22 protein-coding genes are annotated in these 25,562 nt (G+C 56.8%); 11 read left to right on the top strand and 11 right to left on the bottom strand.

Features of this window, described 5'->3' with window-relative positions; translation table 11 throughout:
* The first annotated feature begins 93 nt into the window (after window positions 1–93).
* The 8 genes from DAAHT2_RS08945 to DAAHT2_RS13940 all read left to right on the top strand — a co-directional run bounded on the left by DAAHT2_RS08945 (window position 94) and on the right by DAAHT2_RS13940 (window position 8,576).
* Complete coding sequence (locus DAAHT2_RS08945) at window positions 94–1,050, top strand: glycosyltransferase family 2 protein (protein ID WP_013163971.1); 957 nt, start codon at window positions 94–96, stop codon at window positions 1,048–1,050.
* Complete coding sequence (locus DAAHT2_RS08940; RefSeq protein ID WP_013163970.1) at window positions 1,047–2,495, top strand: oligosaccharide flippase family protein; 1,449 nt, start codon at window positions 1,047–1,049, stop codon at window positions 2,493–2,495. Before DAAHT2_RS08945 ends, DAAHT2_RS08940 begins: the two co-directional genes overlap by 4 nt.
* Entirely contained in the window at window positions 2,485–3,078 is a 594-nt protein-coding gene (locus DAAHT2_RS08935) for a serine O-acetyltransferase (protein ID WP_013163969.1), read from the top strand. Before DAAHT2_RS08940 ends, DAAHT2_RS08935 begins: the two co-directional genes overlap by 11 nt.
* Window positions 3,079–5,058, top strand: a complete 1,980-nt coding sequence (gene asnB, locus DAAHT2_RS08930) for an asparagine synthase (glutamine-hydrolyzing) (RefSeq protein WP_013163968.1) — start codon at window positions 3,079–3,081, stop codon at window positions 5,056–5,058.
* Window positions 5,036–6,568: a class I adenylate-forming enzyme family protein gene (locus tag DAAHT2_RS08925; RefSeq protein ID WP_013163967.1), complete on the top strand. Its 1,533-nt coding sequence runs from the start codon at window positions 5,036–5,038 to the stop codon at window positions 6,566–6,568. Before asnB ends, DAAHT2_RS08925 begins: the two co-directional genes overlap by 23 nt.
* A 73-nt stretch (window positions 6,569–6,641) precedes the next feature.
* Window positions 6,642–6,998, top strand: a complete 357-nt coding sequence (locus DAAHT2_RS08920; protein WP_157861453.1) for an acyl carrier protein — start codon at window positions 6,642–6,644, stop codon at window positions 6,996–6,998.
* Entirely contained in the window at window positions 6,991–8,001 is a 1,011-nt protein-coding gene (gene nadE, locus DAAHT2_RS08915) for an NAD(+) synthase (RefSeq protein ID WP_013163965.1), read from the top strand. Before DAAHT2_RS08920 ends, nadE begins: the two co-directional genes overlap by 8 nt.
* A 26-nt stretch (window positions 8,002–8,027) precedes the next feature.
* Window positions 8,028–8,576, top strand: coding sequence for a serine O-acetyltransferase (locus tag DAAHT2_RS13940; protein ID WP_013163964.1), 549 nt, complete (start codon window positions 8,028–8,030; stop codon window positions 8,574–8,576).
* Window positions 8,577–8,610: 34 nt separating this feature from the next.
* Here DAAHT2_RS13940 and DAAHT2_RS08905 read toward each other — a convergent pair whose 3' ends face one another.
* Together DAAHT2_RS08905 and DAAHT2_RS08900 are read right to left on the bottom strand one after the other, a co-directional pair.
* Entirely contained in the window at window positions 8,611–9,849 is a 1,239-nt protein-coding gene (locus DAAHT2_RS08905; protein ID WP_013163963.1) for a glycosyltransferase family 4 protein, read from the bottom strand.
* Entirely contained in the window at window positions 9,846–10,856 is a 1,011-nt protein-coding gene (locus DAAHT2_RS08900) for a polysaccharide deacetylase family protein (RefSeq protein ID WP_013163962.1), read from the bottom strand. Before DAAHT2_RS08900 ends, DAAHT2_RS08905 begins: the two co-directional genes overlap by 4 nt.
* A 1,062-nt stretch (window positions 10,857–11,918) precedes the next feature.
* On the opposite strand from DAAHT2_RS08900, the gene DAAHT2_RS08890 reads away from it, so the two are divergent.
* Window positions 11,919–13,523, top strand: a complete 1,605-nt coding sequence (locus tag DAAHT2_RS08890; protein WP_013163961.1) for an exosortase C-terminal domain/associated protein EpsI — start codon at window positions 11,919–11,921, stop codon at window positions 13,521–13,523.
* A 157-nt stretch (window positions 13,524–13,680) separates the two neighbouring features.
* On the opposite strand, the gene DAAHT2_RS08885 is transcribed toward DAAHT2_RS08890, so the two are convergent.
* From DAAHT2_RS08885 to DAAHT2_RS08855, 7 genes are all read right to left on the bottom strand, one after another.
* Entirely contained in the window at window positions 13,681–14,430 is a 750-nt protein-coding gene (locus tag DAAHT2_RS08885) for a PEP-CTERM sorting domain-containing protein (protein ID WP_013163960.1), read from the bottom strand.
* A gap of 476 nt (window positions 14,431–14,906) precedes the next feature.
* On the bottom strand, window positions 14,907–15,455 hold the full coding sequence (locus DAAHT2_RS14345) for a PilZ domain-containing protein (protein ID WP_083774396.1): 549 nt from the start codon (window positions 15,453–15,455) through the stop codon (window positions 14,907–14,909).
* Between the two features lie 85 nt (window positions 15,456–15,540).
* Entirely contained in the window at window positions 15,541–17,124 is a 1,584-nt protein-coding gene (locus DAAHT2_RS08875; protein ID WP_013163958.1) for a sigma-54 interaction domain-containing protein, read from the bottom strand.
* Window positions 17,121–18,071, bottom strand: a complete 951-nt coding sequence (locus tag DAAHT2_RS08870; protein ID WP_013163957.1) for a polysaccharide biosynthesis tyrosine autokinase — start codon at window positions 18,069–18,071, stop codon at window positions 17,121–17,123. Before DAAHT2_RS08870 ends, DAAHT2_RS08875 begins: the two co-directional genes overlap by 4 nt.
* Before the next feature lie 17 nt (window positions 18,072–18,088).
* A complete protein-coding gene (locus DAAHT2_RS08865) occupies window positions 18,089–19,093 on the bottom strand; it encodes an ExeA family protein (protein WP_013163956.1) in 1,005 nt (334 codons plus the stop codon).
* A gap of 10 nt (window positions 19,094–19,103) precedes the next feature.
* Window positions 19,104–20,669 (bottom strand): GumC family protein, encoded by a 1,566-nt coding sequence (locus DAAHT2_RS08860; RefSeq protein ID WP_013163955.1) that lies wholly within the window; start codon window positions 20,667–20,669, stop codon window positions 19,104–19,106.
* A gap of 10 nt (window positions 20,670–20,679) precedes the next feature.
* Window positions 20,680–21,381, bottom strand: a complete 702-nt coding sequence (locus tag DAAHT2_RS08855) for a porin family protein (RefSeq protein WP_013163954.1) — start codon at window positions 21,379–21,381, stop codon at window positions 20,680–20,682.
* A gap of 244 nt (window positions 21,382–21,625) precedes the next feature.
* Here DAAHT2_RS08855 and istA point away from each other — a divergent pair, with 244 nt between their 5' ends.
* Complete coding sequence (gene istA, locus DAAHT2_RS08850) at window positions 21,626–23,134, top strand: IS21 family transposase (RefSeq protein WP_041718761.1); 1,509 nt, start codon at window positions 21,626–21,628, stop codon at window positions 23,132–23,134.
* Window positions 23,135–23,149: 15 nt separating this feature from the next.
* The gene (gene istB, locus DAAHT2_RS08845; RefSeq protein ID WP_013162572.1) at window positions 23,150–23,935 is read left to right on the top strand and encodes an IS21-like element helper ATPase IstB; all 786 of its coding nucleotides are present in this window, start codon (window positions 23,150–23,152) and stop codon (window positions 23,933–23,935) included.
* 78 nt (window positions 23,936–24,013) lie between these two features.
* On the opposite strand, the gene DAAHT2_RS08840 is transcribed toward istB, so the two are convergent.
* Together DAAHT2_RS08840 and DAAHT2_RS08835 are read right to left on the bottom strand one after the other, a co-directional pair.
* Window positions 24,014–24,382, bottom strand: a complete 369-nt coding sequence (locus DAAHT2_RS08840; protein WP_041718905.1) for a hypothetical protein — start codon at window positions 24,380–24,382, stop codon at window positions 24,014–24,016.
* Between the two features lie 311 nt (window positions 24,383–24,693).
* Window positions 24,694–25,299: a polysaccharide biosynthesis/export family protein gene (locus tag DAAHT2_RS08835; RefSeq protein WP_013163952.1), complete on the bottom strand. Its 606-nt coding sequence runs from the start codon at window positions 25,297–25,299 to the stop codon at window positions 24,694–24,696.
* Between the last annotated feature and the right edge of the window lie 263 nt (window positions 25,300–25,562).

Here is a 25,562-nt window from a genome sequence, read left to right as displayed (position 1 = left end):
AACTACTTGTTTATTGCTCTTCGGTAGGTTGTTCGATAGTATTTACTTTCAACGGAAAAAGTACACAGGCCATTACTTGATTGGGCGATATGTATGGTACGAGCAAAGCTCCTGATAATCTCACCATGCCGCAATGAAGCCGATTACATGCGTCACACTTTGGACAGCATGGTCGCCCAGACCGTGCGCCCTGATTTGTGGGTGATCGTCGATGACGGTTCCACCGATCAGACTCCGCAGATTCTGGCCGAATATGCCGCCAAATACGACTTCATCAAGATCGTGCCCAAGGCTAACCGGGGGCACCGCAGTGTGGGTCCGGGGGTGATCGAGGCCTTTTATGCCGGCTACCGGGCGGTGCGGCCCGATGACTTCGAATATATCTGCAAGCTGGATCTCGACCTGGAACTGCCCCCCCGTTATTTTGAAATTCTCCTTAAGCGGTTGGAAGAAAACCCTCGTATCGGCACCTGCAGCGGCAAGCCTTATTTCCTGGATAATGAAAGCGGCAAGCTGATCAGCGAAAAATGCGGCGATGAAAACTCGGTTGGTATGACCAAACTGTTCCGTAAAAGGTGTTTTGATCAGATCGGCGGATTTGTACAGCAGGTGATGTGGGACGCCATCGATGGGCATCGCTGCAGGATGTTGGGCTGGATCGCAGTCAGTTGGGATGAGCCGGAGTTGCGCTTTGTCCACCTCCGCCCCATGGGTTCCAGCCAGCAGAATATGCTGACCGGTCGTATGCGGCATGGTTTTGGCCAGTACTTCATGGGCACCGGACTGGCCTATATGGCCGCTTCCGCCCTCTACCGGATGACCCGTCCCCCTTATCTGATCGGTGGCATGGGGATGTGGTGGGGCTATTTGAAGTGCTTGCTCACTCGGCACCCGCGCCTTGAAGATCCTGCCTTTCGGGCCTTTCTGCGTCGTTATCAGTGGTCATGCCTGTTGCGGGGTAAAAACAAAGCCACCGCCATATTGAATAAGCAGCGTGCTGCTGTTTGGCGGCCAGAAGCCACCGAAACCGTCTTTACCGGGGACCGATGAGCGACCCCTCAGTTAAAGCCCGCGCCCTTAGCGGCTCGGCCTGGACCATCGGTGGTTACGGTCTTAGTCAGGGGCTGCGTTTGTTCAGTCATCTGATCCTGGCCTGGTTGCTGGCCCCGGAAATCTTTGGTCTGATGGCCTTGGTAATGGTGCTCATGAACGGGCTTCAGTTGTTTGCCGACTTTGGTATCGGCCCCAGTATAATTCAGAACAAGCGGGGCCTTGACCCCGCTTTCCTCAATACCGCCTGGACCATTGAAATTATTCGTGGCTTTGTTCTGTGGATTATTACCTGCTTATTAGCCGTACCTTTTGCCTGGTGGTATGCGCAGAATGATCCCGCTGCCTGGCAAATTTCCTATCTGCTGCCGGTGGCGGCTTTGGTGAGCGTTATTTCGGGTTTTAATTCTCCGGCACTACATACGCTGAACAAGGAACTGCGGTTTGCGCGCCTGACCTTAATCGAGCTTGGTGTTCAACTGATTTCCTTAGTGGTCATGGTGGGATGGGCCATGGTGCATCCTACGCCGTGGGCAATGATTGCCGGGGGGTTGACCGGTGCCACTTGTAAAATGATCAGCAGCCACTTGTTGATACCGGGATATCGGGTCCATTTGGGGTGGTGCAGACAGTGTTTCCATGAATTATTTAAATTCGGCAAATGGATATTGCTAAGTACTGCCTTTACCTTTTTGGCTTCAAACTTAGACAAACTGGTGCTGGGCAACCTGTTGACCCTGGCTGAATTGGGTTTATACTCAATAGCTCTGGTTTTTGCGCAAGTGGCTTTACAGGTGGCCTCAAGATTGGGAAGCGTCGTGATGTTCCCAGTGTACTCCAAATTTCAAGACGATAAGGATCGGCTGATGGTGGTGGCCTTGCGCGCCCGCAAAGTCGTTCTTCTGGTGGGGATGGCTGCCTGCGTTTCCATCGCGGTTGGGGCGCCGCTTTTCTTCGAGACCTTGTGGGATGCACGCTATCATGGGATAGGAGTGATCGCCCAATGGCTGACAATTTACATTTGGATGCAGATTTTGTTGTTTACCATGGATAGAATTCCGTTGGCCCTCGGGAACTCCAGAGCGCTGTTTTTCTCGAATGTTGTCAGGACATGCGGTGTCATGCCGGCCATGGGAGGATATTGGCTGGCGGGACTTCCCGGCTTCATTGTTGGCTTGGCGCTTGGACCGATGGCTGCGCATCTGTTTTTGGTAAAATATCTACCCTGCCAGCAGTCTGAGATGGTTCGCCAAGGGATACGTTTCACCGCCATTGCCGGCTTGGTCGGAATGTTGGCTGTGGGGTTTACCGTTTGGGTCCGCATGATGTTCTCTCCAACGCACTGGGCTGTTTCGGTTATCCTGAGTGTCGGCATTCTATTACTGGTCACGTCAACAATAGCCTACCGGCGAGTCTGGGGCGAGGAACTCCGACATGGAAAGTGAGCAATCCGGTATGAAATTCGTCGAAACGTTAAACAAAGATGATGATCGAAGCTGGGATGCGGTATCGTCCGAAATCCCCGATTGGAACCGTGAAGTGAATGAGCACTATTGGGAACCGGGAAAACAACTGCTCAAAACAATTAGAAGCTACCAATACTGGCGTGCACGTGGCGGGCCGGTCGCTTTTTTGATGCGGCGTATGGCGGTGTTGCGGCACCGTTGGTGGTCGATTGTCTCCGGGGCGGATGTTCCACTGAGTACCTCCATTGGCGGCGGGCTGCTGTTGACCCACCCCACCGGCGTGGTCATCCATCCCGACAGCGTTGTCGGGGTCAATTGTCTTATTTTTCAACAGGTTACCCTGGGCGCCGGGGGAAAAAAACCGGGGGCGCCCATCCTGGGTGGGCATGTTGATGTTGGGGCCGGGGCCAAGATACTGGGGGGCGTTCGCATCGGTAATGGTGTTCGCGTTGGCGCCAATGCCGTGGTCCTCGATGATGTGCCGGATCACAGCACGGCGGTGGGTGTTCCGGCGCGGGTTATCGCCAGGCAGCAGAATAACACTTCCGGCAGGGCATTATAAATGTGTGGAGTTGCCGGAATTTATGTGGTGGGCAGGGGCGCCCTCCCTGAGCGCCGCGAGCTTGAGGCGATGGTCGGTCGCCTGGCGCACCGAGGCCCGGACGGAACCGGCTTTCTTGTGGACAAGCGGATTGGCCTGGCCCACTCCCGCCTGAGCATTATTGATCTTGCCGGCGGTCAGCAACCGATCCACAATGAGGATCAAACCGTGTGGGTCGTGTTCAACGGTGAGATTTTCAATTATATCGAATTGAGACGGAAGCTGGAAGGGGAGGGGCACCGTTTCTATACGCATTCCGATACCGAAGTCATCGTTCATCTTTATGAAGAACATGGTGAACGCTTTGTCGACTATCTGAACGGGCAGTTTGCGATCGCGTTGTGGGACACTCGCCTTGGCCGTTTGCTTCTGGCCCGAGATCGTACCGGCATCCGTCCTCTTTTCTATACCGAAAACTCTGGCCGCCTGTTGTTTGCTTCCGAAATTAAAGCCCTTTTTGCCCTGCCGGAAGTGCCTCGCCGTTTTGACCCCCGGGCGCTTGCCGAGATCTGTGCCTACTGGGCGCCGCTGGCCCCGCGTACCGCCTTCGCCGGCGTATCGTCGCTGCCTCCGGGCCACCTGATGGTTGTTGATAATGGTCGGGCCAGGGTACAACGTTACTGGGACTGGAAGTTTCCGGAAAAGATCTCCACGGCGCAGTTGCAACGCAGTGCGGAGGACTACGCCGAGGAGTTGCGCGATTTGCTGATCGACGCGGTGCGACTGCAGTTGCGCGCGGATGTTCCGGTGGGCGCCTATTTGAGTGGCGGCCTTGATTCGTCGATCATCACCGCTTTGATTCGTCATTTTACCACCACGCCTTTGCGCACTTTTTCTTTAACTTTTGAAGACGACGAGTTTGACGAGAGCGCACACCAGCGGGAAATGGCCGCTTTTCTCGGCACCGAACATACGTCGATACGATGTACACGAGCTGACATCGCGGCCGCCTTCCCGCAAACGATTTTCCATACCGAAACCCCGATTGTCCGTACTGCCCCGACCCCGCTGATGTTGCTCTCCGGTCATGTGCGGGCCTCGGGCTACAAAGTGGTCTTGACCGGTGAAGGAGCAGACGAAGTCTTTGGGGGGTACGACCTGTTCAAGGAGGCTAAGATACGTCGTTTTTGGGCTCGGTTTCCGGAGTCGAGAATTCGTCCCCTTATCCTTGCGCGCCTCTACCCTTACTTGAAGAACTCGCCGGCAGGTGGCCGGGCGTTCTCCGAGGCCTTTTTCAAGGAGGGGATCGAATTCGGCGATCAGCCCTGGTTTGCGCATCTGCCGCGCTGGAGGACCACCCAACGCATCAGGCAGTTTTTTTCCTCGGAATTGCGCGCTTCGCTTGCCGACTGGGACCCCTGCGAATCTTTGTCGGCAACCATGCCGCCGGATATCCGGAGTTGGATTCCGCTGGGGCGGGATCAGTACGTGGAAGCGCATACCTTGATGAGCGGCTACCTGCTGTGTTCGCAGGGCGACCGGATGGCCATGGCCAACTCCATCGAGGGGCGTTTCCCCTTTCTCGATCACCGACTGATCGAGTTTGCCAACCAGTTGCCGCCACAACTCAAAATTCAGGGGCTGACCGAGAAATACCTGTTGAAAAGAGCGATGACCGGGCTTATCCCCCCATCGGTGCGCAAGAGAACTAAGCAACCCTATCGGGCCCCGGACAGTCAGAGCTTCTTCAATGATGAAGGCCACCCGGTAGATTATGTTGCTGAACTGTTCAGCCCGGCCAAAATCGCCGCCGCGGGGTATTTTGATGCCAACGCCACCGGCAAGCTTTACCGGAAGTGCCAGGCGGGTCGCGCAATCGGGTTTGCCGACAACATGGCGTTTGTTACCATTCTTTCGACCATGTTGCTCCACGAGCAATTTATTCTTGGCCATGATACAGGAACGGAGTCCAAAAACCATGCTGCTTCATCACTTTTTTGATGACACGGTGCGCCGCCTTCCCGACAAAGTGGCCCTGGTTTGTGAAGGAACGAGTTACACTTATGCCGACCTCGACACCCGCGTGGGCCAGTTGGCTGGCCGGTTGAGGGCCGGCGGGGTGACCCGCGGCGATCGCGTGGCCCTGTTTCTTGATAACGGCGTTGAACTGGTGGCCGGGGTCCTTGCGACGCTGCGTATCGGCTGTGTGTTTATGCCGATTAACCCGATGACCAAACAGGAAAAGCTGGCTTACCTGCTCAACGACGCCCGGGCCGCCGCCCTGGTGACCCAGGTCAATTTGCGCAGAACCTGGGAGCCGGCCCTTGCTGCCAATGGCACGGTGCGTGCCTGCCTGGTTGCCGGAACATCGGCCACCACGCCCTTGCCGGAATGTTGCCGGCCATACCCGTCGGCAGATGAACCTTGTGCCGGCCCCGAAAAAGAACCTGCCACCTTCGATCACGACCTGGCCGCCATTATCTATACGTCGGGCTCCACCGGTGACCCCAAGGGCGTTATGCTGACCCACATCAACATGGTTGCGGCGACACGATCAGTCAGTACCTACCTGGGACTGCGTGAGGAAGACACCATCATCTGCGTGTTGCCGCTGGCTTTTGATTACGGCCTGTACCAGCTGTTGATGGCCGTCAAAGTCGGGGCGACGCTGGTTCTGGAGGCATCATTCGCCTTTCCCGTCAAGATCCTGGAGTTGGCGGCGCGGGAAAAGGTCACGGTGCTGCCCGGTGTGCCGACGATTTTTTCGCATTTAATGCATCTGGATAATCTGGAACGGTTTGATTTGTCGAAACTGCGGCTGATTACCAATACGGCGGCGGCCCTTTCCGAAGAGCATATCCGTCGCTTACGTGGGCTGTTTCCACAGGCCGCCCTGTTTTCGATGTACGGCCTGACCGAATGTAAACGGGTGACCTATCTACCGCCGGAACAGTTGAACATCCGACCAACCAGTGTCGGACGTGGCATGCCAAATGTGGAGGTCTGGCTGGTTGATGAGTCGGGGCAACTTTTACCCAACGGCAGCATCGGGGAATTGGTGATTCGTGGTCCCAACGTGATGCGCGGTTACTGGGAGAAACCGGCCGAAACGGCAAAACGGCTCAAGCCGGGGCCTCTGCCCGGTGAAATGGTGCTGTATTCGGGAGACATTTTTCGCACCGACGAGGAGGGATGGCTCTACTTTGTCGCCCGTAAGGATGACATTATCAAGAGTCGCGGTGAGAAGGTAAGCCCCCGGGAAGTGGAGAATGCAATTTATTGTTTAGAGGGTGTGCAGGATGTGGCGGTGATCGGAGTTGGAGATGAGGTGCTGGGGCAGGCGATAAAGGCCTTCGTTGTTCCAAGGGAGGGGCATACCTTGACGGAAAGAGAGATAATCAGGCATTGCCTGGCCCATCTCGAGAATTTTATGGCTCCCAAGTACGTCGAGATAGTTGCTGATTTGCCCAAGACCGAAACCGGCAAAATTAAAAAAACCGGTCTTCAATAGCCTCTGCGAGCATAAAAATGGTGTATAGTTTAACCGTTGTTTCTCTTTGCGTCATTGGCCATGATTCCAGACGTTGATAGCCAAGGCCGCCGGGGCAACAGCCTTTGCTAAAAAAGAAGGATATGGGGGCATCATGCAGGAACCCAAAGCTGTGGTTCGCCGATTTCTGCTGGATAATTTCGTTATGGGTAGTGATGCTGACATCGCCGACGATACTTCTTTTATGAAAGAGCATATCCTAGATTCCACTGGTTTTATTGAATTGGTCACGTTTCTGGAGGAATCTTTCGGGATTGTGATTGATAACGATGAGATGTTGCCGGAGAATCTCGACAGTTTGCTCAATATCGAGTTGTATTTGAGCAGGAGGCTTGCGGCGGCGGAGGGTTCAGGTGGGACGACGGGTGCGGGGGGCGGTCATAATGGTTGAAGCCAGACTCCATGACGGCGTGCTTAAAATAGATTGTGCGGTTGAAACTGACCGTATCGCCAAATGGATGATCGGGGTCGTTGGCCGGGATTTGAGACGTCGGGGAGTAGTAGTAGCATTATCCGGCGGGGTGGACAGCTCGGTTTGTGCGGCGTTGGCCGTGAGAGCATTAGGTGCCGGCAAAGTTTATGGCCTGATGTTGCCGGAGCGCGACTCTTCGCCCCTGAGCCTTAAGCGGGGCAAGCAGGTGGCCGACTGCTTGGGTATCGATTATCTCGTTGAAGATATTGGGCCGACGCTTGATTCCCTGGGTTGCTACCTCCGACGGGATGAAGCGATTCGCCGCCTGTTTCCGGAATACGGCCCCGGGTGGAAAAGCAAGATCGCCATTGCCGGTGGTCGCGATGGGAGCTTCAACTATTTCAACCTGGTTGTGCAAACGCCCGGCGGCGAGTTGCTGGAAAAACGCATGCCGCCGCGGGAATACCTGCAGATTGTGGCCGCGACCAATTTCAAGCAGCGTACCCGCAAGATGATCGAATATTTTCATGCCGATCGACTTAACTATGCGGTTATCGGCACCCCGAACCGTTTGGAGTATGACCAGGGCTTCTTTGTCAAAAACGGTGACGGCGCTGCTGACTTGAAGCCGATTGCCCATCTCTACAAAACCCAGGTGTACGCACTGGCCAGCCATCTAAGAATTCCGGAAGAGATCAGCAGCGCCGCCCCGACCACTGATACCTACAGTCTGGAGCAGGGGCAGGATGAGTTCTACTTCTCCTTGAGCTACGACAAGATGGATGTTGCCCTGTGGTCATTCAACCACGGGGTTTCGGAAGAAGCACTGGCTTCTCATTTGGGGTTATCGCCGCAGCAGGCGGCGTTCGTATATAAAGACATTGTTGCCAAGCGGACAGCCACTCGCTATCTGCACGCCCCGGCGAAACTGATGGAACCGATTATGGAACCGATTTATGAACCGGCGATGCCTGCACGATAACCTTGTTCAGGAGTATGGTGACTCCCATGTTTGAAAACCTGAAGCGCGACAGTGCCAGATACGGTCCCAACTGGTACAAGCGAGGTGGATTCTGGATAGGAGCGATCTACCGGTTCGGTAATTGGGCGGATGGGTTGCCGTATCGGTTTATAAGGTTTCCCATGTGGATCCTTTATCGTCTCCTCCGGCTGCCGACCCGTCTGTTTCATATCGATATCTGGGCGGGTCGCAAAGGGGCGCGGATTGGCCCCGGTTTGTGCCTGATCCATCCATGGAATGTTGTGATTGGCAGTGGGGTGGAAGTAGGAGAAAATTGTTTAATCTTTCACGATGTGACGGTTGGGACCGGGCCGACGCCTGGTCAGCCGAAAATTGGCAACAACGTTGATCTTTACGTGGGCGCTCGCATTTTGGGGGGGGTTGAGATTGGTGATGATTCAATGGTGGGGGCCGGCTGCGTGGTCGTTAAAGACGTTCCTCCCGCCTCCGTCACAGTCCCGCCCCCCCCCCGGGTGCTTCCACGTTCTCTTTCGCCGGTGGCAAGCGGCGCAGACCTCAATAAGGGGAAAGTTTAAAGCTGGATGGTGATGGTTACGATAACCCCTTTGTTTACAACGTCGTCCCGTTGCCTGGATCTCCTGACAAGAAACGTTGTTTTTTGGGTTCTATGGCACGGTTGATATCAAAGAGTTCAACCACCAACCGGCGCCCCTTGGCGGCCATGGCTATGCATTGATCGGGGTTGGCTGCGGCGTATGCGATTTTTTCGGCCAAATCCTGCCAATCTCCTGTGTTAAACAGCAAGCCCGTATCACCATGAAGGACCAGTTCGGGTATACCAGCCACGCATGGCGCAATTACCGGTACCTGCATGGCCAATGCTTCCATTAATACCACCGGCAGACCCTCCAGAAAGCTGGAAAGGACGAAAATGTCCGCCTTTGCCAACTCCTCCAGAACTGCATCCTCCGGCTGTTGACCGGCCAATATGCAATGATCCTGCAGGTCCAGATCGCTGACCATGGCTTCAAGTTGCTCTCGGAGCGGGCCATCGCCGATGATGCGGAGGTGTGCCTCCACCCCTTTTGCACGTGTTGCGGCAAATGCCTCGATCAGGCCAAGTTGCCCTTTCTCTGGTGAAAGCCGGCCCACGGTGACAATCCGCAGCGGCTGGCTGCGTTGGTGTCCGTGAGGGCTTTTGGGGAAAACGGACAGCTCGATTCCGCAACGGGCGATGAAGATTTTGCGCCAGTAAGCAGGATGACTGATCCGCATCGCCTGGGAGCGTCCATAGTTTGAAACACAGGCGACAAAGGCGGCTGCCTTGATTTTTTCCGCTAACAGATAGCCTGCGGGATAGGCCCAGTCCGCCGAGCCATGGAGCGTCAGGCTCCATGGTATGTTAAGAAAGTGGCTGGCCAGCATGCCGACGTCCGCGCCCGAATTAGCGAAATGGTTGTGGAGATGAGTGATCCCGCGCGCTTTGAGTTTGGCCGCCAGCATAATCGCTTCCGCAAAATAGAACAGGGACCAGAGCAGGCCGCGTGATCCTGGGGGGCGATGGCCCAAGGCTTTGCGCAGCGTTGAGAGATAGGCGACTGGTCGGCCGCCGAGTGCGAAGAGATGGTTCTTCAATAGCTCAAATGGGCCGGTGGGCAGTAGGTAATCGGTAGTGCGAAGGGCTTCCTGGTCCGGAGTGGCGAGGCGGGCGCCAGCGTCCGGTCTGCGAATGCTGAAAGTGTCGATAGCAATCCCTTGTGCGCGCAGGGCCTCTACTTCACGGCGTATAAAGGTGTGGGAGGGTGCTGGGTAGACACTGGTCAGATAAGCAATGTGCTGTGCGGTCATCGTTGAACTCCTTGAGCCCAGCCGGTCATGCGCATCGCCATTCGGGCCGAGGAGAGCCGGCCGTGGCGATCGCTGGCGTTGGTTGCTACCATGTCGTGTCGTTGTAGCGCGTGTGGGGCAGTCCCCGGGGCGTTGCTCCCCCAGTGGGTTGTCACTGCCAGGGAATAGCCGGCTTGCGCCACGGCATCGACCACACGCTGATCGTGATCGCCATTGGGATAACAAAAAGAGAAAATGCTCGAACGGGTTTCCGCTTCAATGCGTTGTTTGGAGGTTGTAATTTCCCGTTCCAGATGGCTGTCATCGCACTGGGTCAGCAACGGATGGCTGTAGGAGTGACTGCCAATTTCGTGGCCGCGCCGGCTGAGATCATGGATCTGCTCCCAGTTCATCATGCCGTCCCAGTCAGGTATAGTGGTCGGCAGTGTCGCTTCGGCCTTTTTGATCCAATTCAGTCGCGCTTCGGGGGGCCAGTGCTTGGCTACCGTCACCCCGGCTTGCGGCGTTGCCGGCTTCTGGTTGTCATTATGCGCCAACTGAACCAGCAAAGCTGATTGTGATTCAATTTCTTTCAGCAGTTGAATGGCATAGCCCATGCGATCATGCCAAAGCATTTGTTGCGTTTCCACCGCCTCAACCGGGATGAAGAAGGTTGCGGAAACACCCAGACTATCCAGAACCGGGGCGGCGTGCAGATAGTTGTCGAGTTGACCATCGTCGAAGGTAATGGCCAGTCTGGGCAGGTTGGATGGCTTGCCTGCCGAGTATTCAAGCCAGGCAAGATCCAGCCTTTGGCAAAGAAAACGCTGTTGAAAGAAACGGACAAACCAGGCCAGTTCCTCAGGGGTAACCGCCAGGCCGGGGAGGGGGTATTGTCGCCGCTGGGATTCCGGCAGCACTCGGTGGAAGGTGGCTATGAAGAGATGATCGCCAAATCGGCGTTGGGGCTCGGTAATGCCGGTTGCCTGAAGAGTGTATGCCAGCAAATCCCTGATCAACGGCTTCACGGCTGGTAGTCTCCCCATAATTCTTTGTGGGAGCCGGGGGGGGGGGCCGGAAAAAGCAGACGGTCCAAAGCCAGCCAATGGATTCGCCAAGAACCGCCCTGGCACCGGCGCTTGTTTGCCACCACCGTCGCGGGTCGTAGTTGGATGGTTTGGCCGCCAGAATGCCGATCTTGATCTCCGGGCCGAAAGCCATGCGATAGAGCAGGTGTGAACGCCGGGTGTGGGCCCCGCTGGAGAAGAGATCGAAGGCTTGGTATTGCTGATTTTGCTCCTCCATCCAGTTGCGCACCATGACGGCACTTAGAAAGGTGCGATTCTGGGCCGAGGCTGGCGCTGGTATTGCCGTTATAGGCACCTCTGTCAGTCCGTGAGTTTGCAGATAGTTGGCCGCAAGTTCGGCATAGTCGGTGTTGCCGGATAATCCCAGCCGTCTCTCCACCGGACCACCGGTGGTGACGACGTGTTGGTAATCGCTTCTCCGGTACGCGTCAATAACCTGGTCTAGCTCTGTTGCATTCATCCAGCCCTCCACCACCAGTAGCCGGGCTCCGGCCGCGGGGCCGTTGGGCGCCAGAAATGGATAAACAGTGAGGCCGGCCATCACCACCGTCGCCAAGCCGCAAACGATCAGGACTAGCCAGCCGGCCAGGGTGGGGACCCAGAGTTCACGGCGTTGTATCAGGGAGAATCCAGCCATTCGCAAATTAACAATGTCCGTGCCGGGTTCAAATTGCGGTTAGATACTTAGGAGAGGGTATCCGATCATCAAATGGCTCGGAAGTTATCTCTTAGCGATTGCAATACCGGTTGTCAACCGGAAAGGTCGGCAAGAAACACGCTGTTTTGCATTTTTCTGTTGACCACTTGCAGGCAGTGAGGTCAACTAATGAGAAGAGTCGCTGTCAAAACCAGCTATTATATGGTTATCCACTTTGTTGGTTCTCCTCATGTCAACCAGTTCATCCAGCTACGTCAATCTGATTGCTACCCCCGGTAATCCGCTGGAGCTAGCTCATTTTCTTGCATCCCTCACTTTGGTGGGATCGGGGAGTGTTCGGTAGCATGGCAGCAACGGTTGCCGGAAGGGCAGGCGGGGCTCGCGCCTGGACCGTGCCATGGAGGGCCCTACTGGCCACGATTCTGGTGCTGATCGCCGGCGCAATTGGGCTGGAGCCGATCTGGCGCTGGCTGCATGCCCAATGGAGCAGTGTCCACGGCATCTATTCGCATGGCTACCTGAACCTGATGCTTAGTATGTGGATGGGATATCGATACTGGCGCCGCGATCCACCAGACAGGCTGAGGCCGGACTGGCGCGGGGCTGTCCCACTGGCCGGGTTGGTTGGCCTGCTGGCGATCATGGGGCTGGTATTTATTGATGCTAGCCGTTCATTGCTTTTACCGCCGGTGTTTTTGTGTTGTGTCTGGTTGTTGTTCGGTGCTCCGGCTGTTCGCCGGTTGTTGTTGCCGGCGCTGTTCCTCTATTTTGCCATTGCTCCTTTCTGGCTTTTCAATGTGCCACTCCAGTCACTTGCCGCTGTGGTTGTTGGCCAGGTGATCGTGTTTAGTGGGTTTACAGCATACCTTGACGGTAAATTTATTCACATCCCGGCCGGCATATTCGAGATTGCCCAAGGGTGCAGTGGTGTGAGTTATTTTGTTGCCGCCCTTACGCTGGCCTGCTTCTTCGCGCTGATGTATCTCCGCAAGAAGCGCTACCGCCTGTTGCTGGTCGGCGTTGCCGGACTTGCGGCAATTTTCTCGAACTGGGTCCGCATCTACACCCTGATCCTGATCGGACATTTCACCGACATGCAGCACAGTTTGGTTGCGGAGCACAACACTTACGGCTGGATTGTATTCTTGGTCTTTTTCGCGCCGGTGCTCATGCTGGCGCGATGGCTGGAGGGTCGGGAACTGGCGACTGTTGGAGCATCCGCTGCAACGAATGCATTCGGTGCCAGGAAGTTGGGTTTTGGTGCCACGTCGCCGGGTTCACAGTCATCGGGTGTAACATCCCTGGCCGGTTCTCTCGCCTCATGGAGTGGTGCCGCGGTTTTGGCGTCCACCTTGCTGCTTGTGCCGGCTTTGGTTGGCTGGGGCGGTTCCCTGTCGTCGTCTCCGGCAGGGGTCGGTTTGCTGCCGTACGTTTCGTCAACTGCTCGTGAGGTGGATCGTTTCCCGTCCGCCTGGTCACCGGTCACGCAACAGGCCGTTGAGCAGCGTCTTGTTGATAAATGGGGTGGTGGTGAGACGTTCGAAGTTTATCGTGCCCTATATCCGGTTCAGGACTGGGGTGCGGAACTGTTTACCTCCGGCAATTCTGTGACCGGTGAAGGGTGGAGGCAACTCGGAGTAAGCTTGGTTGAAGTCAATATCGCTGGCCAAAAAATGCAGGTTGTGGAGCATGTTGGAATACTTTATGGTCAGCGCCGCCTGATCTGGTCTTGGTATTACGTTGCAGGCACGCCGGTGGTTAATCGTCAGTACGCCAGGCTCGTCCAATTGAAGGGGATCTTTGCCGGACGGAGGGATGCGGGGGTGCTGGCGGTGTCATTGGTCTGCGGCTGGGGGTGTGACGAGTCCCGTGCCATACTGCGAGGTTATGTTGAGGAGGCAGGTGCCGGATTGCTGGTGGATCACCAATCGTTCACCAGAACATTTTAGTACTCCTTTACTCTTCACAATATATCGCAACTTTGCCGCCGTGTTTGTCTATGGTTGCCAGGGGGGTGATGTCAGGGTGCTTGGGTTCAGTTAAAACAAAACAAGCCCCGCCACCAAGTGGCAGGGCTTGTTTGCAGTACGATGTTTAATCAGCGGGCTACAGCTGGATGCGCCGGCGGGCAATCCCAACCAGCCCTGCCAGGCCGGCACCGAAAAGCAGCAAGGTGCCGGGCTCGGGAACGGTGCCGATAACGTCGTTGGCACACCAAGGCGAGTAAGCGATCATGTAGCTGTCACCTAAAATTATCTCGGCCAGCCCAGCCGTATAAAGATAGGAGAAATTGTAAACCAACTCGGATCCATTATAGGTGATAAAATCGTCATTTATATCCAGTTCCACCCAGGTCAGGTCGCCGACGTAAATGCCGTTGGCATGCCCCTCGCGAGCGTTGGGTCGGGTCGCGGTAGTATAATTGTAATCGCTGGCAACTTCGTAAAATCCCATGTCACTGCCCAGATCAGTGAGGTAGCCGGCCTCTCCTTTTTCCCAATACCCGGCTTCTCTCTGATCTCTGACCATGTAATCCCAGGCATCCCATATTTCGCCATTGGACTTGTCGTAATCAGCATTGATGAACAAAGAGTCCCACACCAGGCGATCTTCCAAATAAATCACCACCGAATCCAGGATCCTTTCCCCCGCTACCTCTTGGTAGACAACATCCATTTTTGAAATTTTCGGATCACCGTACGAATCAACGCCACCCATAAACGCTTCCCAGCCAGGGAAGGTATTCCAGGTGTCGTAATACGTTTCGGTGCTGGGCGCAGCCGAAGCCTTGCCCGCCAGTAGCCCGCAAGCCAGGGCTGTTAGCGCTATGGCGGTAATTTTTTGTTTTTTGTTCATTTTTTTCCTCCTTGCGTTTTTTAAAGACCGCGCTTTTTCCCATTCTCCCAAAGGCAACTCGTGCTTTACCCAGCAAAAGACAACCTTTATTAAAATTACATCCGGTGCTTGGTATACATGCAGCAACCATGCCAATTGTTTGTTTGTGGCTATGATTCTGAATATATGTGAAATATGGCTTGTGGTGGTGTGGTGTGGCAGGGCGGGGGCGGAGTTCGCTTTCCGGGAAACGGGACTTGTGTCTGAAAAAGAATGATCTAACGACCAGTTCGCTTACGGCAGGCGTTTCGTAAAATAGAACAGGTGAAGTAGGTCAATCCGTAATGTGTTAAGTTAACGACGTTTTTGTAAGGGTGTTCCGTTTTTCGGAAAACGGAACTTGTGGGGGTAAAAAAACGATCAAACAGTAAGTTGAGGCGGGAGTTGGTAGTTCAGAAAAGGGAACTCTGTTGTAGCTCAGCGGAAAGGGGCAGCGGTCAGGCCAGCAGCAGTGACTCGCCAATGGCCCAACGGGCTTTCTGGCCAACAAAAATCAGGCCAAGTCGGTGATGGCCGGTCTTGTCGTCTTGCGATTGCCAGAGTATCCTGGCTTCACCGGTAAAGCCGGGCAAGGGAAAATCTTTGCCGAAGCAGAAAGAGATCTTATCCGTCGCCGGGGCGCCGGCTTTGGTTTCGATCTTCATGCCGCCCTGGCTGATGTCCAGGGTTTGGGCATGTAGGGTACGGGGGGCAGGGTCTGGTCCGCCTGGTTGTTCCTTAAGTTTCAGGGTTAGTGGATGGCGACGAACAAATCTTTGGTGCCGCCGCCGGCCTTGGTCCAGGGATGAGGGTGGGGGGACTGCCTGGCTAGTCAAAGCTTCACAGCCGCGCTGGTACTGGGGGCATCTTTCCCAGTGCCGGGAGCGGCAGAATTTAAGCGTGTGCTCCAGTAGTGGCAGGTAAAGGCCTCCTGCCGCGAAAGTGCAACGTTGCAGGCAGTTGGGGCACCAGTAAGGGCAGGTTGTTATTGGTTGAGTATTGATCATGATTTCTGTCGATCAATAAGTGCAAAAGTGATGAGGTAGTGGCAAGAGGCCTTCCTCCTAAGTTATGAAAAGGCTTGTTGCAAAATCAATGCCGGTTTTGTCGATTTCCGTTGTCGGTCAGGCCGTGGCGTTTCATTTTTTCATAAAGCGTCGTTTTGCCCAGCTTGAGAACCTTGGCCACGACTTGCGGGTTGTACTGATACTGCTTTAGGGCAGAAGCCATGATTTTGCCCTCCAGTTTGGCCAATGTTTCCTTCAGTGGTTGTTCCAGCATCCAATTTTCAAGGATCGGCACTGCGTTGTCTTGCGCTGGGCCGTCCTCGTGCGACTCAAAGGAAACTTCTTTTTCGGTGATGATGTTATTTCTGGCCAGCAGGATGGCCCTCTTGATGACGTTTTCCAGCTCCCGGATGTTGCCCGGCCAATTGTGCTGGAGAAGGCGGTCCATGATCCCATTGGGCAGGTAATCGATGTTTTTCTGAAAAGCGGCCCGGTATTTCGTTACGAAATGGGTGACCAGGGGGACGATGTCTTCCCGCCGTTCTCGCAAGGGTGGGAGGTGAATGTTGATGACATTGAGCCGGTAGTAAAGGTCTCGCCGGAAACGACCTTCTTCCACGGCGGCGCCCAAGTTGACGTTGGTGGCGGCGATGATTCTGGCATCGGTTTTGATCGTTTCGTTGCCGCCCACCCGGACGATTTCACCGTTTTGCAATACCCGCAACAGCGCCGCCTGCATTCTGGGGCTGATGTCGCCTATTTCGTCCAGGAATATAGTTCCACCATTGGCTGTTTCGAACTTGCCCCGGTGCCGGGAAGTGGCGCCGGTGAAGGCCCCTTTTTCGTAACCGAAAAGCTCACTTTCCAGCAGGTTTTCGGAAACCGCGGCACAGTTGAATTTGAACAGCGGTTTGTTGTGTCGCTGGCTGCGCTTGTGGATGATGTCGGCCACCAGCTCTTTGCCGGTACCGGACTCCCCGGTGATCAGAATGGTGGCTTCGGAGTCGGCCACGTGACTGGTCAACTCCCTTAATTCCTGGATTCTGCGAGATGATCCTACCATTCCGTCCTGCTGCTGGCAGTGCCGGTCCAGTTCCTGTTTGAGGATGTTGACCTCCTGGCTCAGTTCCTGCCGCACCCGCTCGCTTTCACGTAGTGCCTGGATCTTTTGCTGCAGGACCGTCTCGATGTCGTTGTGCATCTGGGCCAGTTCGGCCTCCTGTTGTTTGCGGGCGGTGATATCACGCATGACGATCATCACCAGCTGGTCATTGCGGTAACCTTGAAAGGAAACGTAGTTGTACTCAACGTAAATCTGTCCCAGTTTGCGCTCAAAAAGGCCTTCGGCCGCTTTGCCTGCCGATGAAATGGTGACCGGGCAGTTGGGGCAGGGGTCGTGGCGTCCTTCCAGGGCCTGGTGGCAGATGCGGCCGCACTGGTCGCCGAAGGTGCGAATGGCGCTGGCGTTCATGTACTCAATCACATAGTCGTCCCGAATCAAAAAAACCATGTCCAGCATCACGTCGAACAAGGCAATTCGATTCTTTTTCAGCCGCTCCACTTCCAGGCGGGCCCTGGTCAGCTCCTGTTGCAGGGTGCCGGGGTCAGCGGCGGGGCCGGGAGTTGATTGAGGGTTTTTGAGTTTTTCCTGCTGCATAGCACTGCTCATTTTAGGTTTTCCTGGTAAGTCCGGTAGGTTGAGTAATAGCCACCGTATGGTTTGGTAATTTTCCTCTCCAGCAGGTTGTGCTGGTAGGCGTTGAAAACCACCCCGACAATTTTTTCCGGCCCGATGGTAGCCACCAGTTGTTCAATATCATCCCGCCGGGATCGGCCTTGCCGCACCACCAGGACGACTCCATCCACCAGCCGGGCCAGGATGGCGGTTTCCGCCGCTTCCCGCAACGGTGGGCTGTCGAAGATGACATAGCGGTCCGGGTAACGCCGTGACACCTCGTCGACCATCGCCTCAAGTCGGTCCGAGCCAAGCAGTTCCGCCGGGTTGGCCGGCGGCAGGCCGCCGGGAATAAGGGAAAGTTTGGCCAGCTCGGTTTTGCGGATCAGACGGCCGAGGTCTATCCCGCGGGCCAGATGATCTGCCAGCCCCAAGTCGTTGTCCTGGCCGAACATGGAGGCCAGGGCGGGGCGCCGCAGGTCGCAGTCTATGGCCAGGGCATATTCTTCCACCCCTTGGGCCAGCGAGATGGCCAAGCCGGAGGACACCAGGGTTTTGCCCTCGGCGGGTACCGCACTTACCACCATGATGGTGCGCGGCGGATCGATTTCTCCGGCGGGGTGCAGAATTTGGGTGCGCAGGCGCCGGAACTCTTCCGATACCTCCGAGGCGGTGCCGATGGCACTAAGCAGCCTTTCATCCCAGCCGGCAAAGGTTGGCGGTTTGGCGCCGGCGGGGGCGGCGGCAGGAGAGGGTTTACCGGCCGGGTCCTGCGGGGCAGATGGTCGGGCCTTGGGCGGCCGCGGCTCAAACTGTGGCTTAAAAAGATCAGTCGTTGGCCTGACCGAGGCGGTGGAGTGACCGGCCGCAGGCGGGTCGGCAGAAGGTATCTCTCCGTTGATTACACCGCTTCTTTGCAGAGCCTTGTGGACTTTTCCCATGCCGGGTTGCTCCTTTTTTATGACCGTACCAGGGCCCGAGCGGCCTGGAGCAGTTCTTTGGTTTGCTGTAAATATTCCGGCTGCCACAGGATGCCGCCGACCAGCAGCAATGACAGCAGCAGCCCGGCCCCAAGCATGGCCCGGGCCCGGGTGGTGAAAAGCCAGGCCGGCGGGGCCAAAAGGCTTTTTCTGGGCAGGGGCAGCCGGCGCCCGGCGCCGGGCAGGCGCAGGTCCTTGATGCTCTCCCGGATCGTGCCCACGTTGATCACCGGCCGGCCGTCGGCAAAGCCGGTGAGCAGGGCCTGGCCGCAAATAAGATTGATCACCCGGGGCACTCCCCGGCTGGCCTTGTGAATCAGGCTGAGGGCCGGCGCGGTGAAAAGATCAAAGCGGCTGGCGCCGGCCTGCCGCAGGCGGAAACTGATATAGGCCACGGTGGTGTCGCGGTCGAAGGGTTCCAGGTGATAACGGGTGGCGATGCGCTGTCTTAGCGCCAGCAGCTGAGGGTCGGTCAGGCGCTGGTTGAGTTCCGGCTGCCCCACCAGGAAGACGCTTAAAACGCCGCCGACGCCGTTGTCCTGGTTGGCGAGCAGGCGAACTTCCTCCAGCAGCTTCAGCGGCAGGACATGGGCCTCGTCGATGATGAGAATCACCCGCTCATCGCGTTGCTGGCAGTCGGCCAGCAGCTTCTTGAACTCCTGGAGGAAGCGAGCTTTGCTGCCGCCGGGTGAGGGCAGCGAGAGCTCCTCGGCCAGGGTCTGGTAGAAGTCCTGGACCGACAGGGTGGGGTTGCTGATCAGGCAATAACGGATCCGGTTGCCAAAAGAGGCGACGAAGAACTGCAGCAAGGTGGTTTTGCCGGTGCCCACGTCGCCGGTGAGCAGCAGAAACCCTTTGCGGTCGATTACCCCGTAGCGCAGAACGGAAATTGCCTCCTGGTGGGATTCGCTCATGAACACCGCGCTGGGGTTCGGCGCCAGGTCGAAAGGGTTTTTGTGCAGGCCGTAATATGATGTATACATGGCGCGGTCTCTACAGAATTATTTCGCCTCGGAGCCAGAACAGCACCATGCCGCCGCCCAGCAGGGCAAAGCCGGTACCCAGCGCAATGAACCAGAAAACATGGCCCAGCCGCGCCCACCTTTTTTCGCGGGCGGTGGGCAACAGGGGGATGGTGCAGGTTACTGAAAGCCCCAGAAAATTTTCCAGATCCTGGACGTTTTTAAAGGAGCTGTCCATGAAATCCCGGGCGTAGCTAAGCATCAGGCCCATTCCCAGGCCGGCGGCGGCGGCCATGATCATGATTTTGCGGAAGTTGGGGCTGAAGGGTTGGTTGGGCAGATGGGCGGACTCGATGATCCGGAACTGGCTGCCGCGCTGTCGCTGTTCCAGCAATTCGGCGGATTCGGCCTCCAGGCTGCGGGCGACCAGGTTTTCATAATGTTGCTGCAGCTGCCGGTAATCGCGGGTCAGGGCGGCCCATTCCGCTTCCCGAACGGGGGTTGTGTCCACCCACTGCTGGACCAGGTCAATTTGCTGCCGTACCGCTTCCTGCTCCCGGGTAAGACGGGCGGCGCTGATTTCGATTTCCTTTAGCTGCAGTTCCAGTTGCGCCAGCTGGGTGTCGTGTGCCGGCTGGAGGGGGGCAGAAGGTGCGTCACTTACAGTTTCATCCTTCGGGTCGGCGATGGCTGCAAGCTCTGCTTTCAGGGCGCTGAGACGGTTTTGCAGGCGCCGAACGTCGGGGTGATTGTCGGTGTAACGGTCCTGGAGGTTTTGCAGCTCCTGGCGAATCCTTTCCAGTTCAGTGGGGGGAGCCTCTCTTGGAAAAGCGCCGCCGGTCTGGCCTTCGGCTATCCTGGCCAGGATGTCCTGGCGCAGGTTAATCTGTTCCTGAATTAATACCTGGGTGCGTTTCAAGTCTTGGAGATTGTTCTGGATATTCTGGTACTGGGTCTGCAGGGTGTTGAGGCGGGCGATATTGGCAGCTCGCTGCTCGGGCATTTCATTGTAGTAGCGCAGCTTGTAGTCGCGCATGCCTTGTTCCTGTTTGTCCAGAGAGGCCTTGGCGATGGCCAGCTCATCTCTAATATAAGCCAAAGTCTCGCTTACCCGCTGTTCCCGGAAACGGATGTTTTCCTCCACAAATTTGGCGGCCAGGGCGTTGGTGGCCAGCATGACCTGTCGGGGCTCGGAGCCGGTGAAGGAGACCCGGAAAACAGCGGCATCTCGCTGAGGTTGAATACTGATATTTCCCCGCATGGCCGCCACCACATCGACCATGGGCTGGCGTTGCCGCCGCTCCGGGTAGAGGTTGTTGGTCTCGATTATCTCTTCAAGATTGCTTAGGCTGGTGACCTGCTGGCCCACGGTATTGACCATTTCCTGGAGGCGGGTTTGAACATCCGGGGACATCCGGGAAGGGTTGATTTGCTGCTGCTGGTACATGAGCAGCGCCGAGGCCTGGTATACCTTGGGTTTCTGCAAGTACCAGGCGAGACCGGCGGCCATGCCGATGAGCAGGCAAAAGAGAATGAGCCGCAAGTGGTCGAAAAGAAAGCCGATGGCCCGGGATAGTTGTTGCTGCTGTTCGTTCATGATCTTCTGCTTACCATTGCATAAGAGGGTAGGTGCCGCTTAGTTCCACAAACCAGCGGTGCACCTGGTAGTCGCCAAGGTTTTCGTCGGTGTCCAGCTCCCGGAAACGGTAACGGGTGGCAATGGTGTAATTTTGGCCCAGGCGGTAGTTCAGGCCGAAACCAGCTTCGTGGATTCGTTCGCGGTACTCCAGTGGCCGGTCCACATAATCGTTGTCGCGCCGTGAAAGGGTGAGGTCGGCGTGCAGACGTGCGGTTAACTGATAACGGCCGGCGGCGTTAACCTGCCGGTAGCGGACCAGGTCGCCCTCGTCCCCCCCGCTGAACTGCCTTTCATCGATGCCGCGACTGCCGCTTAGGGAAAGTGAACCCCGCTGCAGTTGCCGCTGGAGCCCCAAGGCGTAGGTAGAGTGGTCATGCGAGGCCTGGTCCCGGCGTTCCAGCCTGGTTACGCCACCGCTTAAGGTTAGGGAGGTGTGCGGGTTAAGATGATGGGTCCAGCCGCTGCTGAGGCTGTGCAACCGGTAGTCCGGGGTGTCTTCCCGGTAGTTGGTCTGGTTGTAACCGTAGCCCAGGGTGAAGCGGTTACGCACGGACGGGCGGTGGATGATCTGCCAATTGCCGGTGTAGGTTTCCAGGTCATCGGCCCGGTCGAAATCGCCCCGGATATAACCGGCTGCAACCTCCGTTTGCCAGCGCGTGTTAATGATCACCCCTATGGAGCCACTTCGTGATCAGCTAATGGAGCCAGTTAAGGATCAGCTTAATGGAGCCATGGCGTGATCAGCTAATGGAGCCATGGCGTGATCAGCTAATGGAGCCACTTGCGGATCAGCTAATGGCGCCACCCCTTCCCTTAAGTTCATAAACGGGTCCCGGACTTTCTGCGGATCGGCTATATCCCCCTGAAAAACCCATTTTCAGGAGGGATAGCCGATGGCCAACAGGAGGTTCGAGATGTTTCAATACCGTCAAGTTCTTACCCAAATGCGGTCGGTTCAATCCGACCGCCAGATCGCCAAGGCTAAGCTGATGGGCCGCCGCAAGGCCGCGCAGTTACGGGCCTTGGCTCAGCAGCAGGGCTGGCTCGATCCCGCCCAAGAGTTGCCGGATGATGCCGAGCTGGCCAAGGTGCTCGCGCTGCCGGCCCCGGGCGAATCGGCGGTGCCGATGCTGCTGCCGTACCAGGAGCAGCTCAAGACCTGGCAGGCGGCCGGGATCAACGGCACCACCATGTACCAGGCCCTGGTGCGTGAGCATGGCTTTACCGGCAGCTACTCCTCGGTCAGACGTTTTCTTAAGACCCTCAAAGAGGACAACCCTCAAGCCACGGTAATGCTGGACTTTGCTCCCGGCGAAGCGGCCCAGGTGGACTTCGGTTCCGGCCCCAAGCTGCTTGATTCCCAGACCGGCAAGCCGTTTTCCACCTGGGTGTTCGTCATGACCCTGGCCTTCAGCCGGCACCAGTACGCCGAGATCGTCCGCGACCAGAAGGTGGCGACCTGGCTGGGTTGTCACCGCCGGGCCTTCGAGTTCTTCGGCGGGGTGCCGGCCAAGGTGATGATCGACAACCTCAAGGCCGGGATCATCAAGGCCTGCTGGCACGATCCGGCGGTGAACCGTTCCTACGCCGAGTTTGCCGAAGGTTACGGCTTTCTGATCTCGCCCTGCCCGCCGCGCCAACCCCAGATGAAGGGGCGGGTGGAATCCGGCGTCAAATACGTCAAAAACAACTTCCTGCCCTTGCGCGAGTTCCGTAGCTTGGTCGACGCCAATCGTCAGCTTAAGGAGTGGGTGCTGGCAACGGCCGGCAACCGTAGCCACGGCACCACCAAGCAAAAGCCGCTGGTCATGTTCGCCGAGGCGGAGAAGGCTTTTCTTAAACCTTTGCCCGCCGTGGCCCCGGAGTTGGCGGTTTGGGCCGAGCACAAGCTGCACGGCAACTGCCATCTCCAGTTCGACAAAGCCTACTACTCCGCCCCCTTCAAGCTGGTGCACAAAAAGCTGTGGGTCAAGGCGACGGAAACCACCGTCAAGATCTACCACCAGCATCAACAGGTGGCGGTCCATCCCCGCTGTGCCCGACCCGGCCAGAAGGCCACCTGTGTCGACCACCTACCACCGGACGCCGTCGCCTACCTGATGCGCGATCCCCAGTGGTGCCTCAAACAGGCCGGTGAGATCGGTCCCCGCTGCCACCACCTGGTCAAGCGGCTGTTGAGCCACCGGGTGGTTGATCATCTCCGGGCGGCCCAGGGGGTGCTCCGGTTGGCCGGCAAATACGGCCCGGAGCGGCTGGAAGCCGCCTGTCACCGGGCGCTGATCTACGACAGCCCCCAATACATCACGGTCAAAACCATCCTCGGCAAGGGGCTTGACCAACAGCCCCCGGAAACGGAACCGGTGGCGGCCGGCGTGGCCTACCGCGGCCAGGGCCGCTTCCAGCGCCAACAACTTTTTCACTGATAAGGAGGAAGCTTAATGAACCCCATGCCCGAACTGATCCCCATGCTCAAACAGTTGCGACTCTCCGGCATCCTTGATTCCCTGGAAGCCAGAAACCGCCAGGCCATCGAGGAAAAGCTGGCCTACACCGACTTCCTGGCCATGCTGGTACAGGACGAAGTCGCCCGCCGTTCCCAGCGCAAGTTCGCCATGCGTGTCCGCCGGGCCAACTTCCGTAACCACAAAACCCTGGAGGAGTTCGACTTCTCCTTCAACCCCAACATCAACCGCGCCCTGATCATGGACTTGGCCACCTGCCGTTTCCTGGAAGAGGGCGCCAACCTGCTGGTGGTCGGCCCCTGCGGCACCGGCAAGAGCCATATCGCCCAGGCCATCGGCCACTGCGCGGTCAGAATGGGCTACGATGTGCTCTTCACCACCCAGACCAAGATGCTGGGCCAACTCCACGCCGCCCGCGCCACCAACGCCTATGAACGGCGGCTTAACGCCCTGGCCAAGGTCGACCTGCTGATCATTGACGACTTTGGCCTCAAACCCCTGCGTACCCCCCAGGATGAGGATATCCATGATCTGATTGGAGAACGTTACGAGCGCCGTTCCACCATCATCACCAGCAACCTGGATCTCAACGAGTGGGGCGACGCCTTCCCCAATAAACTGCTGGGCTCGGCCACCATCGACCGCATCCGCCACGGCGCTTACTCCCTGCTCTTGGACGGCAAAAGTTTTCGAGCGGCCAGGCCGCTGCCCAAATACCCCAAAAACGAGGTTGCCGAAAACGTTAAAAAAGGCAAAAATTAAAAACCGTCCGGAGCCCCAAAATGGCCACTTGAGGGTGGCTCCATTAGCTGATCATGGGTGGCTCCATTAGGGTGATCATTAACAGCGCGGGCTGAAACCGTAACTGACGATAAGCCGGGGGTGATGGCGCATGTAATCATCCCGGGTGCCGACCCGGTTATTGAGAACCCGGTTTTCATAAGCCATGGTCACGGTGCCGCGGGCGGCAAACTGGTAACGGCTGTTCAGGGAAAAGGTGTTCAGCAGGAAGCGTTCTCTGGTTCGCCGGGGTGAGAGTTGCGGGTCCACGTCGGCCACCGGCTCGTCGCCGAAATCTGAATCGTCGGACACGTAAAAACGGTTTACCACCGCGGTCTGCCGGCGAGCGGAGTGAGCCTTTTCGCCAGACAGGAGAAAATTGTGATCCAGCGACTCGCCGCCGGTGGTGTGGTTTTTTCTGAAGCCCAATAGGTACCTCGCTTGCCACTGATCTGTGCGGCCTCGAGACGAAAACTGCAGGCCCGGTCTTAGCACCGAATACCAGCCGGACCTGCGGTCAGTCTCTCGCAGTTCAAGGTTTGAATCGTATTCCTGGCGTAACGCCAGGGTGGCGGTCAGATTGTTTTCCCGGGACCATCCCGGCGCCGGCGCCATAAGCAGCAGGCAAAGCAGCGGCAGCAGATTTTGCCATCGACCTTTTATTTGCACCGTTGCTCCCGGGGCCAGGTTGGTTCAGTTGCCTGTTGTTCAAAATGCTTAGGGGGCATGCCGATGGTTGTTTACGGCACGACAATGGTATCGCCGGGGGCAAGTGGCAGCGCAGCCTGGCGGCCCCTTTTGCTGGTGATGGCGTTGTAGTTAAACGGGATAATCTGCTCGCCTTTTTCGCTCGGGCGAATCACGGTTATATCGGAAGTCTTGGCCCATTCCAGGAAACCGCCGCTTCGGGCCAGGGCTTGCAGCACGGTAAGGTTGCCGTCCAGGGGAAATTCTCCGGGTTGTCTTACCTGGCCGATGACATAGTAGCGGCGCTTGCTTTCTGCCAGGATCACCGTGACCTCAGGGTCGGTTAATTTTTGGCGATAATGTTGCTTGAGTTGGTCGGCCAGTTGCTGGGGCGAGTGCCCGACGGCGGCGATATCGCCGGCCAGGGGCAGGGAGATGCGGCCATCCAGCCGGACCCGGGTGGTGCGGGTTAATTCCGGCTCTCTCCAGACTTGAATTTCCAGTACGTCGCCGATGCCGATGAGGTATTCCGGGGGCAGGTTGTCGGCGGTTGCTTGTGCTGAAGGGTCGTTGCCGGCCCAGGCCCAAAACGGGGTGGGGGGAAAAAGAAAAAACGCCACCAGCAGGGTCAGAATTTTCACCCCGTAAGAAACTTTCATCTTTTTGCTCCCAGTGCCAGTTGATAAGGTGTGATGAAACCTGGTTGATGAGACTATAATGTAAATTTTTTTTAAATTAAATTAGTTTTCAGTTCATGCTCTCTAACATATATGTTGCGGAAAGACAATGGTAACTATAGGGAAAAGCGTATTTTCTGTTTACCTTCGGTTTACAATGGGTGGCGCCCTTACTATATCTTGCTAGGCGGTGGACTCTCCGGTATGATTTGGCGACATTGTCATATTCTACATTTTTTGATGGC

This window comes from Desulfurivibrio alkaliphilus AHT 2 (assembly GCF_000092205.1).
GTDB classification, from domain to species: domain Bacteria; phylum Desulfobacterota; class Desulfobulbia; order Desulfobulbales; family Desulfurivibrionaceae; genus Desulfurivibrio; species Desulfurivibrio alkaliphilus.
Note: the sequence above shows the minus strand (reverse complement) of the source record. Positions and strands in the feature narration are given on the sequence as shown.

What these genes read in the sequence shown, in the direction of transcription:
- DAAHT2_RS08945 (WP_013163971.1), top strand. Translation starts at nt 94, where the DNA reads ATGGTACGAGCAAAGCTCCTGATAATCTCACCATGCCGCAATGAAGCC.
- DAAHT2_RS08940 (WP_013163970.1), top strand. Translation starts at nt 1,047, where the DNA reads ATGAGCGACCCCTCAGTTAAAGCCCGCGCCCTTAGCGGCTCGGCCTGG.
- DAAHT2_RS08935 (WP_013163969.1), top strand. Translation starts at nt 2,485, where the DNA reads ATGGAAAGTGAGCAATCCGGTATGAAATTCGTCGAAACGTTAAACAAA.
- asnB (WP_013163968.1), top strand. Translation starts at nt 3,079, where the DNA reads ATGTGTGGAGTTGCCGGAATTTATGTGGTGGGCAGGGGCGCCCTCCCT.
- DAAHT2_RS08925 (WP_013163967.1), top strand. Translation starts at nt 5,036, where the DNA reads ATGCTGCTTCATCACTTTTTTGATGACACGGTGCGCCGCCTTCCCGAC.
- nadE (WP_013163965.1), top strand. Translation starts at nt 6,991, where the DNA reads ATGGTTGAAGCCAGACTCCATGACGGCGTGCTTAAAATAGATTGTGCG.
- DAAHT2_RS13940 (WP_013163964.1), top strand. Translation starts at nt 8,028, where the DNA reads ATGTTTGAAAACCTGAAGCGCGACAGTGCCAGATACGGTCCCAACTGG.
- DAAHT2_RS08905 (WP_013163963.1), bottom strand. Translation starts at nt 9,849, where the DNA reads ATGACCGCACAGCACATTGCTTATCTGACCAGTGTCTACCCAGCACCC.
- DAAHT2_RS08890 (WP_013163961.1), top strand. Translation starts at nt 11,919, where the DNA reads ATGGCAGCAACGGTTGCCGGAAGGGCAGGCGGGGCTCGCGCCTGGACC.
- DAAHT2_RS08885 (WP_013163960.1), bottom strand. Translation starts at nt 14,430, where the DNA reads ATGAACAAAAAACAAAAAATTACCGCCATAGCGCTAACAGCCCTGGCT.
- DAAHT2_RS14345 (WP_083774396.1), bottom strand. Translation starts at nt 15,455, where the DNA reads ATGATCAATACTCAACCAATAACAACCTGCCCTTACTGGTGCCCCAAC.
- DAAHT2_RS08875 (WP_013163958.1), bottom strand. Translation starts at nt 17,124, where the DNA reads ATGAGCAGTGCTATGCAGCAGGAAAAACTCAAAAACCCTCAATCAACT.
- DAAHT2_RS08870 (WP_013163957.1), bottom strand. Translation starts at nt 18,071, where the DNA reads ATGGGAAAAGTCCACAAGGCTCTGCAAAGAAGCGGTGTAATCAACGGA.
- DAAHT2_RS08865 (WP_013163956.1), bottom strand. Translation starts at nt 19,093, where the DNA reads ATGTATACATCATATTACGGCCTGCACAAAAACCCTTTCGACCTGGCG.
- DAAHT2_RS08860 (WP_013163955.1), bottom strand. Translation starts at nt 20,669, where the DNA reads ATGAACGAACAGCAGCAACAACTATCCCGGGCCATCGGCTTTCTTTTC.
- istA (WP_041718761.1), top strand. Translation starts at nt 21,626, where the DNA reads ATGTTTCAATACCGTCAAGTTCTTACCCAAATGCGGTCGGTTCAATCC.
- istB (WP_013162572.1), top strand. Translation starts at nt 23,150, where the DNA reads ATGAACCCCATGCCCGAACTGATCCCCATGCTCAAACAGTTGCGACTC.
- DAAHT2_RS08835 (WP_013163952.1), bottom strand. Translation starts at nt 25,299, where the DNA reads ATGAAAGTTTCTTACGGGGTGAAAATTCTGACCCTGCTGGTGGCGTTT.